This window comes from Neptunomonas sp. ABH4_499 (assembly GCF_056160565.1).
In genome coordinates this window covers 82,455-96,762 of record NZ_JBSWXK010000005.1, presented here as the reverse complement: position 1 = coordinate 96,762, position 14,308 = coordinate 82,455, and the positions used below count along the sequence as shown (strand labels likewise).

16 protein-coding genes are annotated in these 14,308 nt (G+C 49.7%); 8 read left to right on the top strand and 8 right to left on the bottom strand.

The window, feature by feature from the left end:
- Positions 1–103 precede the first annotated feature (103 nt).
- The 7 genes from ACXAF9_RS06710 (at position 104) to ACXAF9_RS06680 (ending at position 5,629) form a co-directional block, all read left to right on the top strand.
- Positions 104–766, top strand: coding sequence for a GntR family transcriptional regulator (locus ACXAF9_RS06710; protein WP_475072024.1), 663 nt, complete (start codon positions 104–106; stop codon positions 764–766).
- Positions 763–1,155, top strand: coding sequence for a carboxymuconolactone decarboxylase family protein (locus tag ACXAF9_RS06705; protein WP_475072022.1), 393 nt, complete (start codon positions 763–765; stop codon positions 1,153–1,155). Before ACXAF9_RS06710 ends, ACXAF9_RS06705 begins: the two co-directional genes overlap by 4 nt.
- A 1-nt stretch (position 1,156) precedes the next feature.
- Positions 1,157–1,453: a DUF1330 domain-containing protein gene (locus ACXAF9_RS06700; RefSeq protein WP_475072020.1), complete on the top strand. Its 297-nt coding sequence runs from the start codon at positions 1,157–1,159 to the stop codon at positions 1,451–1,453.
- Positions 1,454–1,735: 282 nt separating this feature from the next.
- Entirely contained in the window at positions 1,736–2,767 is a 1,032-nt protein-coding gene (locus tag ACXAF9_RS06695; RefSeq protein WP_475072018.1) for an ABC transporter substrate-binding protein, read from the top strand.
- A 63-nt stretch (positions 2,768–2,830) separates the two neighbouring features.
- Entirely contained in the window at positions 2,831–3,682 is an 852-nt protein-coding gene (locus ACXAF9_RS06690) for an ABC transporter permease (protein ID WP_475072014.1), read from the top strand.
- A gap of 2 nt (positions 3,683–3,684) precedes the next feature.
- Complete coding sequence (locus tag ACXAF9_RS06685) at positions 3,685–4,494, top strand: ABC transporter permease (RefSeq protein WP_475072012.1); 810 nt, start codon at positions 3,685–3,687, stop codon at positions 4,492–4,494.
- Between the two features lie 13 nt (positions 4,495–4,507).
- Positions 4,508–5,629: an ABC transporter ATP-binding protein gene (locus tag ACXAF9_RS06680; RefSeq protein ID WP_475072009.1), complete on the top strand. Its 1,122-nt coding sequence runs from the start codon at positions 4,508–4,510 to the stop codon at positions 5,627–5,629.
- A 65-nt stretch (positions 5,630–5,694) separates the two neighbouring features.
- Here the strand turns inward: ACXAF9_RS06680 and amt are convergent, their stop codons facing one another.
- The 5 genes from amt to glnT form a co-directional block, all read right to left on the bottom strand.
- Positions 5,695–6,954 (bottom strand): ammonium transporter, encoded by a 1,260-nt coding sequence (gene amt, locus ACXAF9_RS06675; RefSeq protein WP_475072007.1) that lies wholly within the window; start codon positions 6,952–6,954, stop codon positions 5,695–5,697.
- Positions 6,955–7,208: 254 nt separating this feature from the next.
- On the bottom strand, positions 7,209–8,540 hold the full coding sequence (locus tag ACXAF9_RS06670; RefSeq protein WP_475072004.1) for an FMN-binding glutamate synthase family protein: 1,332 nt from the start codon (positions 8,538–8,540) through the stop codon (positions 7,209–7,211).
- A gap of 16 nt (positions 8,541–8,556) precedes the next feature.
- Entirely contained in the window at positions 8,557–9,240 is a 684-nt protein-coding gene (locus tag ACXAF9_RS06665) for a protein glxC (RefSeq protein ID WP_475072002.1), read from the bottom strand.
- A 15-nt stretch (positions 9,241–9,255) separates the two neighbouring features.
- A complete protein-coding gene (locus tag ACXAF9_RS06660; RefSeq protein ID WP_475071998.1) occupies positions 9,256–10,155 on the bottom strand; it encodes a class II glutamine amidotransferase in 900 nt (299 codons plus the stop codon).
- A gap of 32 nt (positions 10,156–10,187) precedes the next feature.
- Complete coding sequence (gene glnT / locus ACXAF9_RS06655; protein ID WP_475071995.1) at positions 10,188–11,522, bottom strand: type III glutamate--ammonia ligase; 1,335 nt, start codon at positions 11,520–11,522, stop codon at positions 10,188–10,190.
- Positions 11,523–11,820: 298 nt separating this feature from the next.
- Between glnT and ACXAF9_RS06650 the strand changes: the two genes are divergently transcribed.
- The gene (locus ACXAF9_RS06650) at positions 11,821–12,468 is read left to right on the top strand and encodes a helix-turn-helix domain-containing protein (protein WP_475071991.1); all 648 of its coding nucleotides are present in this window, start codon (positions 11,821–11,823) and stop codon (positions 12,466–12,468) included.
- Between the two features lie 66 nt (positions 12,469–12,534).
- Here ACXAF9_RS06650 and ACXAF9_RS06645 read toward each other — a convergent pair whose 3' ends face one another.
- From ACXAF9_RS06645 to ACXAF9_RS06635, 3 genes are all read right to left on the bottom strand, one after another.
- Positions 12,535–13,176 carry a ProQ/FINO family protein gene (locus tag ACXAF9_RS06645; RefSeq protein ID WP_475071988.1) on the bottom strand — a complete coding sequence of 214 codons (642 nt, stop codon included), beginning with the start codon at positions 13,174–13,176 and terminating at the stop codon, positions 12,535–12,537.
- A gap of 57 nt (positions 13,177–13,233) precedes the next feature.
- The gene (gene tusA, locus ACXAF9_RS06640; RefSeq protein ID WP_475071986.1) at positions 13,234–13,476 is read right to left on the bottom strand and encodes a sulfurtransferase TusA; all 243 of its coding nucleotides are present in this window, start codon (positions 13,474–13,476) and stop codon (positions 13,234–13,236) included.
- 68 nt (positions 13,477–13,544) lie between these two features.
- Positions 13,545–14,180 (bottom strand): alpha/beta family hydrolase, encoded by a 636-nt coding sequence (locus ACXAF9_RS06635; RefSeq protein WP_475071983.1) that lies wholly within the window; start codon positions 14,178–14,180, stop codon positions 13,545–13,547.
- Positions 14,181–14,308 lie beyond the last annotated feature (128 nt).

The following is a 14,308-nucleotide window of genomic DNA, read 5'->3' as shown; positions in this document are numbered from 1 at the left end:
GGTATACCATATGATATAAACATAAACACACTATCTGATCTAAATCAACCCATCCATGTGATAAGATGCAAAAATTGATTTTGATCTAAAGGAAGCGACAAGCATGCAGAAGGTTGAACGACCGAAAACCCTAAAAGAGAACGCACTGGAATCCCTGCGAGATGCGATTACCAACAACACGCTGAAACCTGGGACACGATTAATCGAACGCAACTTATGCGAAACCATGGGCGTGAGCCGTACGGTGGTGCGAGAGTGCATTCGTCATCTAGAAAGTGAACATTTAGTGGTGGGCATTCCCAACTCTGGATTTGCGGTCGCCTCCATCAGTGATGCCGAAGTCAAAGAGATTTACGAGATCCGCACCCTCCTTGAGTGCGCGGCCGTAAAGGAGTGCAGCAAAGTCATCACACCTGAAGGCATTCAAGAGCTGTACCGGTTGCACGATCAGATAGCAGCGCTTCTGGAAAAAGATGACATCAAAACGGCGTTGAGCCTGACGAAGGATTTTTACGAGTTGATCTTCCACACCGCTGAAAAGCATGTGGCGTGGGTCTTGGTCGAACAGCTTAACTCGCGCATTTCGCGTTTACGTGCATTAACACTGAGCTCAACCGGTCGTAAAACCGCAGGCCCTAAAGACCTTTACGAAATGGTCAAAGCGCTCGAAGAGCACGATGCCGAAAAAGCCTGCGACATCTGTGAACGTCATTTGAAAGAAGCCTACGAAATCGCAACCCACCTCGAAAAAGGAAACGATTCATGAACGATGATCTGTTTGAGCTTGGCCTCTCCCGCCGCAAAGCGACATTGGGTAAAGAGTACGTCGAGAAAAACCTAGAAAAAGCCGATGAGTTTAATCAGCCTTTTCAAGAAGCGATGACCCGTTGGTGTTGGGGCTTTGGTTGGGGGGATGACACCATTGATGCCAAAACCCGCTCCATGATGAACCTCACGATGATTGCGGCCCTTGGCAAGATGGAAGAGTGGGAACTACACCTGAAAGGCGCGATCACCAACGGCGTTTCAGTCGACGAGATTCGCTCTATTCTGCATGCCATTGCGATCTACTGCGGTGTCCCCCAAGGGGTTGAGTGCTTCCGTATCGCCCGTGGCGTCCTGACCGAGCAAGGGCTGCTGGATAAGGTAGAGTAAGATGAAAGGTTATTGGATTGCCCATGTCACACTCACCGACCCACAGGCCTATCAAGATTACCTAGCCCTCGCCCCTGCGGCTTTAGCCAAATACGGGGCAAAGATCCTTTCACGCGGTGAGCACTTTACCCCACTAGAAGGCTTTGATGATGCGCCACCTCATCGAGCCGTGGTTTTTGAATTTGAAAGCTATCAGCAAGCGCTCGATTGCTATCACTCACCCGAGTACCAAGCTGCACGTGAAAAGCGCTTAGCCTCCGCTAACGCACACATTTTGATTCTTCAAGGTCAAGCGTAACACCCAGCGTTTGATCTTTGCCTCACCCTTTCGCTGTGTTTCTTACACGCTTCGCTGCCTACGTTTTGGGTAGCGTTTTTTTGCCCATCCTCTCGTTATTTCACCCATCAAAACTTTCCCCACACTTCAATAAAACACACGATTAAGGCTTGACGCATAAATGGAATACCATATTATGGAAGTCCATTGTATGTTTTTTAGACATGTTTCTAGGCTAAAAAAACTCCTCATATCAGTGCATTACAGACACAAAAGACCTATGAAACGAAAAGGAAAAGTACGATGTTCAACCAGAGAATCAAGCGCTCGGCGTTAGCTGTTGCTCTAAGTGTGTCATCTGTGTTGCCTGCCTTGACCGCACATGCGGCCGAGTCACTTAATTTTGTGAGCTGGGGTGGCTCTACCCAGGACGCTCAAACATCGGAATGGGCCGCGCCCTTCACCGAATCGTCTGGCGTAAAAGTTCTACAGGATGGACCAACCGACTACGGCAAGCTTAAAGCCATGGTCGACAGTGGTAACGTGCAGTGGGACATCGTCGATGTGGAGGCCGATTTTGCCTTTCGCGCTGCTCAAGAGGGGTTACTTGAACCACTCGATTTTTCGGTCATCGATCGCAGCAAGATTGATCCACGTTTCGTGTCGGATTACGGTGTAGGGTCGTTCTACTTCTCATTCATTTTGGCCTACAACCAGAGCAAGCTTGCAAACGGCCCAACCGATTGGGCAGAGCTGTTCGACCTAAAAACCTTCCCCGGTAAGCGTGCCCTCTATAAATGGCCAAGCCCGGGCGTGTTAGAGATGGCACTGATCGCCGATGGTGTCGCCCCTGATGCCTTGTATCCGTTGGACTTAGACCGCGCCTTTGCCAAGTTAGACACCATCAAAGATGAGATCATTTGGTGGGGCGGCGGTGCCCAATCGCAGCAACTGTTAGCCTCGGGTGAAGCAAGCCTTGGTATGTTCTGGAATGGCCGAGTCTACGCCCTGCAAAAGGATGGTTTACCGGTGGGTGTGAGTTGGAAAGATAACTTGGTTATGGCGGATTTTTTGGTCGTTCCAAAAGGTGCACCCAATAAAGAGGCGGCCATGAAGTTTTTAGCCTACTCCACCAGCGCCCAAGGCCAAGCGAATTTTGCGTCTAAAACCGCCTACTCGCCGATTAATACTGATAGCCCAGCCCTTATGGATGCGGCACTGAACGAGTATTTACCGACCCAATACGCCGATCAGCAAGTCTCGCTTAATTTCCAATATTGGGCCGAGCACGGTCAGGAGATAGCCCAACGCTGGAACGACTGGCAACTGAAATAACCCCCCATCACTTCGTACCGCTTGGGCGAGTTTTCGCCCAAGCGCGGTAAAGGCGCCCTCTTTATGAACGTATCGCTTTACAAACGTGATTGGCAGGATGGTTCGTTGCTGATCCCTATTGTGCTTTTTTTAAGCTTATTCTTTTTAGTCCCACTGATCGGTTTATTACTCAAGGCCGTGACCGAACCCAGTTTGGGTTTATCCAACTTCGAGCAACTCTTGGCCACCTCGACCTATGCGCAGGTGTTGATGAACACCTTTGTGGTAGCCAGCCTTGTGACCGTGTTTGCGGTGTTATTGGGCTTCCCGCTGGCGTGGTGCATTACGTTAATGCCCAACGGCTGGGGACGATGGCTATTGAACATCGTGTTGCTTTCGATGTGGACTAGCCTACTAGCCCGCACCTACTCTTGGTTGGTGCTGCTACAAGGCTCTGGTGTTATCAACAAAATACTGATGGGCATCGGCTTGATCGACCAACCACTTGAGATGGTGCATAACTTAACCGGCGTCGTTATCGGCATGACCTACATTATGATCCCGTTTGTCGTGCTCCCTTTGCAAGCGTGCATGAGTGCCATCGACCCGATGATTCCACAGGCGGCGTCCATTTGCGGTGCGCCCAGCCGCGTCGTGTTCTTCAAAGTCTTTTTACCACTGTGCAAACCCGGCATTTTCTCGGGCGGTTTGATGGTCTTTGTCATGTCTCTTGGGTATTACGTGACGCCGGCGCTATTAGGGGGTGTCAGTAATATGATGTTGCCCGAATTTATTGTGCAGCAGGTTCAAAACTTTCTGAACTGGGGCATGGCCAGTGCATCAGCCACCCTACTGATCGTGATCACTTTGGCACTCTTTTATGTGTACTTAAAAGTGCTATCCGAGTCGCCTACCTCATCCAGCAGCGGGAGATAATCATGCTACTCTCACCTCACTCCATGCGCTGGCCTCTTAAGTCTGCGCTCTATTGCATTACCGGCGCGATCGCCGCGTTCTTGATACTGCCCATTTTCTTTATTGTGGCGTTATCCTTTGGATCGTCACAGTGGCTGGTGTTTCCACCCCCTTCTTGGACTACCAAATGGTACGAACAGTTTTTTAATAACCCGCAATGGCTGGAAGCGGCTTTAACCAGTGTGCAGGTAGCAACACTGACCGCCGTGATTGCAAGCCTCATTGCGCTGCCCGCCTCTTTTGCTTTAGTGCGCGGCCGCTTTCCGGGGCGTGATTACCTTTACAGCCTATTTACCCTGCCCATGATTGTCCCTGTGGTGATCATCGCTGTGGCTTGCTACAGCTTGTTTTTATCGCTTGGACTGACGGGCACACGGACGGCTTTTGTGATCAGTCATGTGATTGTGGCTCTGCCGTTTGCGATGATATCTATCATTAACTCGCTCCGATTGTTTGATCAATCCATCGAGGATGCAGCGGTTATCTGCGGGGCAACGCGCTTACAAGCCATCCTTAAAGTCACCTTTCCCTCCATTAAACCCGGGATTTTTGCAGGCGCACTCTTTGCCTTTTTAGTCTCTTGGGATGAGGTGGTCATCAGCATCATGATGGCAAGCCCAGAGCTTCAAACACTACCGGTCAAGATGTGGTCGACCCTGCGTCAGGACCTTACGCCCGTGATTGCGGTGGCCTCCAGCCTATTAATTGGCCTGTCCATTGTGATCATGATCATCGCGCATCTTTTGCGAAAGCGCAGCCAAGCCTCATCTTAGTCAAGGACCTTTTATGAACGCATACACACAACACGCCCCATTGGTTCGCCTAAAGCAACTGAATAAACGCTACGGGCACTTTGCCGCCGTTGACCATATCGACCTTGAGATTCAAAAAGGCGAATTTTTAACTTTTTTAGGCTCAAGTGGCTCTGGTAAAAGCACCACGTTATCCATGATTGCAGGGTTTGAAACCCCAACCTCGGGGGAGATCCTACTAAACGATACCTCCCTTATCAGCGTGCCATCTCATAAACGCGGCATTGGCATGGTGTTTCAACACTACTCGTTATTCCCCCACATGAGCGTTAGGGACAACATCGGCTTTCCGCTCGATATCCGCAAAACGCCCAAACCTGAGCGAGATAAAAAAGTGGACGAGATTTTAAAGCTGGTTCAGCTTGAGTCCTTTGCTGATCGCCGCCCAAGTATGCTATCTGGCGGGCAAAAGCAGCGTGTTGCCATTGCAAGGGCCCTCGTTTACGAACCTGATATCTTATTGATGGATGAGCCCCTTGGCGCACTTGATAAAAAACTGCGTGAAGACCTTCAGGATGAGCTTCGTCATATCCATCGTCGCCTTGGCATTACGATCATTTATGTCACACACGACCAAGATGAAGCGATGCGCCTATCTGAGCGAATTGCCATCTTTAAAGAGGGCAAAATCGTCGGGCTAGGCAGCGGTATCGATCTGTATAACCGCCCCCCCAATGCGTTTGTTGCCTCGTTTTTAGGTAATTCCAACTTTCTGAAAGCGCGCGTGATCAACGCCTCCCAAGTGGAATGCGATGGACATACCCTGAACGTAGACACCGATGCTCAATTAACCCAAGGCCAAGAGGTCTTACTGATGATTCGCCCAGAAGGCATAACGCTTAACCGCGGATCGAATCAGGCCGCACAGAAAGCATCAGGTATAAACCGACTGCTAGGCTCCCTCGAAGAGACTGTGTTTTTAGGCGAGAGCTATACCTCACTGGTACGCACCAAAAGCGGGATGGACGTTATGGCGAAACAATCTTCCCAAGGCTTTACGCCACTTGAGACAGGTAGCCAAGTCGAATTGAGCTGGGCCGTTGAGGATGCACAGGTTTACACCCAATGGAATGAAAGCGATATTTATAAACGCTAAACACGAAAAAGCTCTGCATGTGCAGAGCTTTTTTATGACTTCAAATCACCAAACCTTCGTTAAACTCAGGATTTAGATTCAGACCCAAACTCAGGATACGCGTGCATACCGCACTCGTGCATATCCATCCCTTCAAGCTCCTCTTCTTCAGAAACTCTTAAGCCCATCACCTTATCAATCACGAATAGCACGACTAGGCTTGCTACAAACATCCAAGCAAAGGTGCACACTGTGCCCATGAATTGACCATAGAAGGTGGCGTCCTCATTGGTGATTAAGACTGCAAAAATCCCCCAAATACCGGCCGAGCCATGCACCGAGATTGCTCCAACGGGATCATCGAGCTTGAGCTTATCCAACAAAAGCACCGAGAAGACCACAACGACACCACCAATCGCACCAATGAATGACGCCATACCAGCGCTTGGCGCAAGCGGTTCTGCGGTAATAGCCACTAAACCTGCCAAAGCACCGTTGATGGTCATCGTAAGGTCCGTTTTGCCAAACAAAACACGTGCAATTAAGGCCGCCGCAATCATACCTGTCGCGGCCGCGGCGTTGGTGTTCACGAAGATTTTCGCCACCGCGTTGGCTTCATCGACATTAGCGATTTTAAGCTCGGAGCCACCGTTAAAACCAAACCAGCCCATCCAAAGAATAAACATACCTAAGGTGGCCAACGGCAGGTTCGCCCCAGGGATGGCACGGACTTCACCCTTGCTGCCATAGCGTCCTTTTCGTGGGCCAACCATGATCACGGCCGCTAACGCTGCAGACGCCCCAGCCATATGCACCACAACGGAGCCAGCGAAATCTTGGAAGCCCAGTTGGTCTAGGAAACCACCGCCCCACTTCCAGTAGCCTTCAACCGGATAAATAACCGAGACCATCACAATCGCAAAGACCAAAAATGGCCACAGGCGCATCCGCTCGGCAACCGCCCCAGACACAATCGACATGGTCGCAGCGGCAAACACCGCTTGGAAGATAAAGTCGGCCATAGATGAGTAATAAGGCGCATCACCACCACCCGCCAGCACCGCATCGACACTGTGGTCATCACCCAGCAAAAAATCGATACCGGGGATGTAAGCACTGACCGGATTAGCCGGATACATCACGTTGTAACCGACCACTAAATACACAAAGCACGCGATGCCATAAAGCAGCGCATTTTTGTTGAGGATTTCGACGGTGTTTTTACCCCGCACCAAACCCGCTTCCAACATCGCAAAGCCAGCGGCCATCCACATGACCAACGCGGTACACATCAAAAAATAGAAGGTATCCAGCGCATAGCTGAGCTCCAAAACCCCATTACTCATAAGCTAAGATCTCCAAGCAAAGTTAAACATCAAGGTTAAGATTTAATCCTTAAAAAGAGTTAAACAATTCTCATACCAAGTATTCGTAATTCATTGTTTTAAATAAATTTAAACCTTTTAATTTCAGTGATGAACTGCACTTTCATATCTGAATTTTTCTACATAAAAACAAGCACCAAAACGACTCATTCACGCGTTAAGCGCCCAAAAAAAGCCACGCATAAGCGTGGCTAAAACGGAGGGTCGAACTCGGCTTAAAACGACTGACCCGGTACCCAGTTGGTCCCGGCCAATGGCACACGTGCCATCGCCGCGGACTCAACGGTAAGCGCCACCAAATCCTCGGGTTCTAGGTTGCGAAGATCATTTTTGCCACACGCACGCGCCAGCGTTTGAGCTTCGAGCGTCAGTACGCGCAGGTAGTTCGCAAGACGGTTACCGGCCGCAACCGGATCAAGACGCTTCATAAGTTCTGGGTCTTGAGTGGAGATACCCGCAGGGTCTTTACCCTCTTGATAGTCATCGTAGAAGCCCGCTGCAGTACCGATCTTTTTGTAATCTTCATCCCACTTAGGATCGTTACACCCAAGTGCAACCAAGGCGGCTGTACCAATGGCTACCGCATCCGCACCTAACGCCATGCACTTGGCCACGTCGGCTCCATTTCGGATACCACCCGATACAATCAGCTGCACTTTACGGTGCATGCCCATCTCTTGCAGTGCTTGAACCGCTTGCGGAATGGCCGCCAAGGTTGGGATACCCACATGTTCGATGAACACATCTTGCGTGGCGGCTGTACCGCCTTGCATACCGTCGACGACAATCACATCGGCACCGGCTTTTACCGCCAACTTCACATCGTAGTAAGTACGGGTTGCACCAACTTTGATGTAGATAGGCACTTGCCAATCCGTAATTTCGCGAAGTTCTTGGATTTTGATGGCCAAGTCATCAGGGCCAGTCCAATCTGGGTGGCGACAGGCCGAGCGCTGATCGATCCCTTTTGGAAGATTACGCATTTTAGCGACACGATCGGTGATCTTTTGCCCTAACAACATACCGCCACCGCCGGGTTTTGCACCTTGCCCAAGTACCACTTCAATGGCATCAGCTTTGCGCAAATCATCGGGGTTCATGCCGTAGCGTGAAGGCAGGTATTGATACACCAGTTTTTTCGACTGGCCACGCTCTTCAGGGGTCATACCGCCATCACCGGTGGTGGTCGATGTACCTGCAATGGAGGCACCTCGCCCTAGGGCTTCTTTGGCATTGGCCGACAGTGCACCAAAACTCATACCGGCAATCGTGACAGGGATATCCAGCACAATCGGTTTTTTCGCAAAACGATCGCCCAGTGTGACCGAGGTGTTACAGGTTTCTCGGTAACCCTCAAGCGGGTATCGAGACATGCTCGCCCCTAAGAACAGCAGATCATCAAAATGCGGCAGTTTGCGTTTGGCGCCAAAGCCACGAATATCGTAGATGCCGGTATTGGCCGCGCGGCGAATCTCGGCCATGGTGGCACGGTCAAAGGTCGCTGATTCACGCAAGCTGATGTTGTCGTTATTGGATTCGTTACTCATGATGCGTACCTCTCACTTAATAGGCAGATGCGTTATCGACTTTGAAGGTGTAAAGCTCACGAGCCGAGCCGTATCGGCTAAAGGCTGCAGGGTCTTCATCCACGTCGGCTTGTTGCAGCAGTGCAGTAAGCTCTTCGATGTGCTCTTGGCGCATCTCTTTCTTGATGCAATCCGCCCCCAGTGATTTCACGGTGCCTTTTACATAGATGTGCACCTCGTATAAGGAATCACCAAGTGCTTCGCCTGCATCGCCGCACACCACTAAGGTACCTGATTGCCCCATAAAGCAGCTCATGTGTCCTACATCGCCTTTAACGACGATATCAACGCCTTTCATCGAGATACCGCAGCGTGCGCCGGCATTGCCCTCGATCACCAACAAGCCGCCTTGTGCCGTTGCACCGGCCGCCTGAGACGCATCGCCTTTCACACGGACTACACCGGACATCATGTTTTCGGCCACACCTTGGCCGACATTGCCGTGCACAGTCACGTGTGCAGTTTTGTTCATTCCCGCACAGAAATAACCAGCGTGCCCTTGGATATCGACCATGACATCAGCGTCCAAACCCACAGCGATGTTATGCGTGCCTTTGGGCTGGGTAACCACCCACTCTTTTTCACTTAAAGTTGCGGCTTGTGCGTGCAGCGCTTGGTTTAACTCACGGACAGTTTGGGTTGTTAAATCAAATGTTTTCATAATGCGTATCCAATCCTATGCGCGTTCCCAAATGTAGAAAGTGGCAGGCTCTGGCTCCCAGACCTTAGCGTTCTCGATGTCTGGTAATTCGGCCAAAGCTTGATACTCCGATGCCATCGCAACGTAATCTTCCGTTTCCGCCAACACGGCTGGCTTACAGGCAATGGGGTCGCGCATCACGGCAAAACCGTCTTTCGTACCAATGGTAAAGGTGAAGAACCCATCCAAGTCTTTCAGGGCGCTTTCCAGCGCTTCTTTTAAGGTATCGCCTTGTTGCAAGCGCCACGTTAAGTAACCGGCTGCCACCTCAGAATCGTTCTCCGTTTCAAAGTGAATACCTTCGCGCTGCAAGTTGATGCGAAGACGGTTGTGGTTCGATAACGAGCCGTTGTGCACCAAGCAAAGATCGGAACCGGTCGAGAATGGATGGCTACCTGCCATAGTAACGGCCGACTCTGTGGCCATGCGGGTGTGCCCGATGATGTGACTGCCTTTCATCGCACTCAGATTAAACTTGCTGGCGATGTTCTCCGGTAAGCCGACCTCTTTTAAGATTTCGATGGAAGCGCCGGCACTCAGTACTAGCACCTCTGGGTAGCGGGTTTCGAGCCAGGTTCTGACCGCTTCCTCTTGGGCTTGAATCTTCAACACCGCCACATTGGCGTTGTTCATAAACTGAGCTTCAGCCCCTAAAGCCGTCGCGCATTTATCGGTTAGCTCAGCCCAATTAAACGTCTCATCTGGGTGACGTAATGTGAGTTTTACCCAGCCCTCTGATACCTCATCACCGTAAATGGCAAACCCTGCACTGTCCGGACCGCGGTCCGTCATGGCGATCAGCATCGGTTCAAATAGCTGCCCTAGTTGTTGTTCGTATTTATCGTTTTTTAGGTACAGTCCTACAATTCCACACATAGTAGAAGCCTCTAGCAATTAACGTTTGGTGCTTAGAAAAACTCGGCGTATTTGGCGACTTCCCAATCGGAAACCTGACGCGAGTACTCAGTCCATTCAGCACGTTTGACGGTTAAAAATTCGGATACAATCTCCTTGCCCATCAGCTCAACAAAGGTCTGATCCTTCTCAAGCGCATCTAACGCGTCGCCTAAGTTTTGCGGTAAGATGGAGATGTTTTTGGCGATGATCTCTTCAAGCGAGAGGTCATACAGGTTGATGTTCATCGGCTCACCTGGGTCGAGCTCTCGATCAATCCCATCCAAGCCCGCGGCGATCAAAGCCGCATGTACAAGGTAAGGGTTACAGCCAGAGTCCGGCAGACGGAACTCCAAGCGACCATAAGGTACGCGCACCAGTGCCGAGCGGTTGTTATCGCCATAGCACTCATACGCTGGCGCCCAGGTTGCCCCAGAGCTATTACCACCCACGACTAAGCGTTTGTAAGAGTTAACCGTTGGGGCAGCAAATGCACAGATCGCTTTTGCATGCGCTAAGATGCCAGCCGTAAAGTGGTACGCCATTTTCGATAAGCCCATGCCATTTCGGTCGCTGTCATCGTTAAACAGGTTTTTACCGGCTTGATCGCAAATCGATAAATGAAAGTGCATACCGTTACCGGTTTTATCCGGTGCAGGCTTTGGCATAAAGGAGCAGATGATCCCCATGTCATTGGCGATTTCACCTGCGGCCATACGGACAAAGGTGAAACGGTCGGCCGATTCCAACGCTTCGCCGAAGGTGTAGTTAATCTCAAACTGGCCATTGGCATCCTCATGGTCGATCTGATACACATCGAAATCGACTGCTTGAAGCGCATCCACTAAGCGCTCTAAAAACTCACGAGAGCGCGATAAGCCTTTATAGTCGTAACAAGGCTTAGCTAGGGTGTCAGTGTTGTCCACCGTTTGAAGCTTACCCAGCTCATCTTTCTTAAAGAGATAAAACTCAGGCTCTAAACCGGTGTTCAGCGTCCAACCGCGCTCTTTCAATCGCGACAATTGCTTTTTGAGCACCACACGCGAGCAGTACGGATGAGGCTCATCATTCACATAGCCATCACACGCGACACGTGCGTAACCTGGTTGCCAAGGGACGATGCTGAGCGTTGATAGATCACCACGCGCCATAAAGTCAGGCCCATGAGGTGCCATCGCTAAACCACTGACCGCAAATCCCGCAAACCCTGCGCCCTTCTCTACAACATCAACCAAGTTTTTGATCGGCACTGACTTGGTTTTAGCCACACCATGGATGTCTACAAACTGGGCCAGCACATATTTGATGCCGTTCTCTTCGATAAAGCGCTCGACACTTTCGGGTTTCATACCTTCCTCCTCGTGACCTTGGGCGATTAGGTCGTTGGTAATCAAAACGTTACACATGTCATTTCAGCTTCGGGCCGATACCGAGTACACTGGATATCAGATAAAGAACCGAAATAACGATCCGACCTTTATTTTCTTGTTAAGAATTTTTTATTACTTCAAGGAAAGCAAGACCCTTGCCAACAAATTACAGTTAGGAAATAAACTTTCCCAAAAAGATAATTTATTGATTTACAAGGGGTTAAAAGATCGGCTAGTTTGAATCAGAAGAAGAAAGCGCAAACAGGTTTGAAAACGAATGCCTAAAAACGCACCATCACGACACGCCCAAGCCCTAAATGAGGGCACGATCAGTCATACGCGCAGTGATTCGCCTAAACTAAAGCTGGAGAATCACATCGCCCTGCAAGTCAGAAAAAAGCGGATTGAGCAAGATTTGAAAATTGCCGATGTCGCTCGGATCGCCAACATCAGTCAGGGTATGGTCAGTAAGATTGAGAATGCACAAGTGTCCACCAGCTTGGATACGTTAAGCCGTTTGTGCGACGCGATTGGTTTGCCCATATCGCAGCTGTTTTCAAGCTACGATCAGCCCAACAGTAAAGCCCAACTGACCAAAGCCGGTAAAGGGATGGAGGTCGTACGCCGTGGAACCGAAAAAGGCCACACCTATCAGCTATTAAGCCAAAGTGACAATCAGGTGTTTGAACCCTTTTTGATTACGATGGATGATGCCAGCGAGGTCTTCCCTACCTTTACTCACCCAGGACATGAGTTTATTCATCTACTTGAGGGCAAGATTGTCTACCGCCATGGAAACTCACTCTACGATATGGAGCCTGGGGATTCGCTGTCGTTTGACCCTGCGGTATCGCACGGACCAGAGAAGTTGATCGAGGTGCCGATTAAATTACTGTCCTTTATCATCCACGAGAACGACGGTTAACAGTGACCCAAAACGCACCACGACAAAAAGGGGCTTATTAGCCCCTTCTTAACATCTGAATTTCGCTTAGCGCTTGTTCATAGACACAAGCTGTTCCAGCTTGTTGCTGATACGCTCTTCGCGCTCTTGAACTTTACGCTGCTTTTCTTGCTCTTTTTGCTGCTCTTTACGGCGTTGATGGAACGCTTTGAGCTGCTGCTTGGCGTGTTCGGCTTCTTCAGCCGTGACTTTACCCGCCGCCTCGCCAGCCAGATCGACACGATCGGCACCTTCAACCATGGCGCGGAAGTAGTTAGGCGAGCGAACGTAAGAAGCCAGTGCGCGCTTGATCTTGTTTTTAGCGACTTTTTCATCCGCCAACAGATCATCCTGAATACCGATTTTTAGAGGCTTAACCTCATCCTTATTAAACGTTTGAGGATACGTATCCATCAGCAGTTTGAGTGCTGCTTGGTTGGCAGCTCGGTTTTTCGTTTTTGTTTTGTTTGTACGGGTTGCTTCGTCGTTCACAACTTTTCTCTCGATCGCGCGATCATTGGTGTTAACGTTCAAATTCTTTGTTTCGGCCTTAGCCGATGGTGCTTTAGATTCACTGGGAGTCTGCAGGTGATTCTCCAAGCGTGTGAGCCTTGCCTCACACTCATCGATTAACGCTTGGGTACTTTGCAAAACGGTTTCGGTAACCGCCAAGGTATCATCGTTGATCACTGATGCGGGTGTCCTTAGTAAATCAATGCTCCATTAAAGTGGGCTCAGTGACCCATCTTAATCTTCGCCTTTGCGAATATAATATCGAAATATGTCGTTTTCATGGCCGGTTGCGACCAGCTCATGACCTAAAAAGGTACAAAACTTAGGAATATCTCGTTCTGTTGAAGGATCCGTAGCGATCACAAGCAAAATCTGACCCGATTCTATCTCACGGACACTGTTGTGCAACATCATCACAGGTTCTGGACAATATAAGCCGGTAGCATCCAAAGTTCGGTCGGCGTGTAGATCTGTCATACGTCTCCTCAAAAATCGTGCAGCATTGTCTCAAATTAGACGCAACGATGCTATCAATCCGACCGAAATTATCCGGCATCCTTTTGAATATGATCAAGAATATCGGCACAAATACGACTTAAGTAAGCCTCCTGAGTAAAACCAGAACGCTTTGGCGGTTTAAGATCATGATTGGCTGCTTCAAACCACTCAAGGTGTACAACCTCCCCTAACGTTAAGCCACTGACCTTAATCTGTTTGCCCATCGGGTCTTCCGTGCCTTGATAGATCTTCACAAGCTTTTGAGCACCCACAAAGTGATTGATGCGCAAATTATCGGGCTTACCTAATGGATGAAATGGATAGCCTAAGACAAACGCACACCTTGCCGGACTCTCATCCAACACTAAGGTGGATAAGCGCCCGCCCATCGACTTGCCCACCAAGTACATAGGTGTATCGTCGTTAAGTACTTGAAGATGTTCTTGTAATTCAGGGATTAATGTTGTCGCTTTGGCCGGAGGTCGCTTTTTACCATCGATGCGTCTTTTTGCCATATAAGCAAACTCAAAACGTACCACTTCGATCGATTCACTGGCTAAAAGCGAGGCAACCTGCTCCATAAAGTCGCTGTCCATTGGTGCCCCTGCACCGTGAAGCAGCACAATCCTCGCTTTTACTGGCAAACCGTTTTTGATATACGTCATGTTTTCATTAACTGACACTTTCCTCGCCCCTTAAAACCCGTTGATGCAGATCAAGCAAACCACGCATTATAGACTAGTTCCTTGGTTCTAAAGTCGCAGAACTAAAGGTCAAAATGATGTTTTTAGCTTCTGTGTTAAAATTGAAT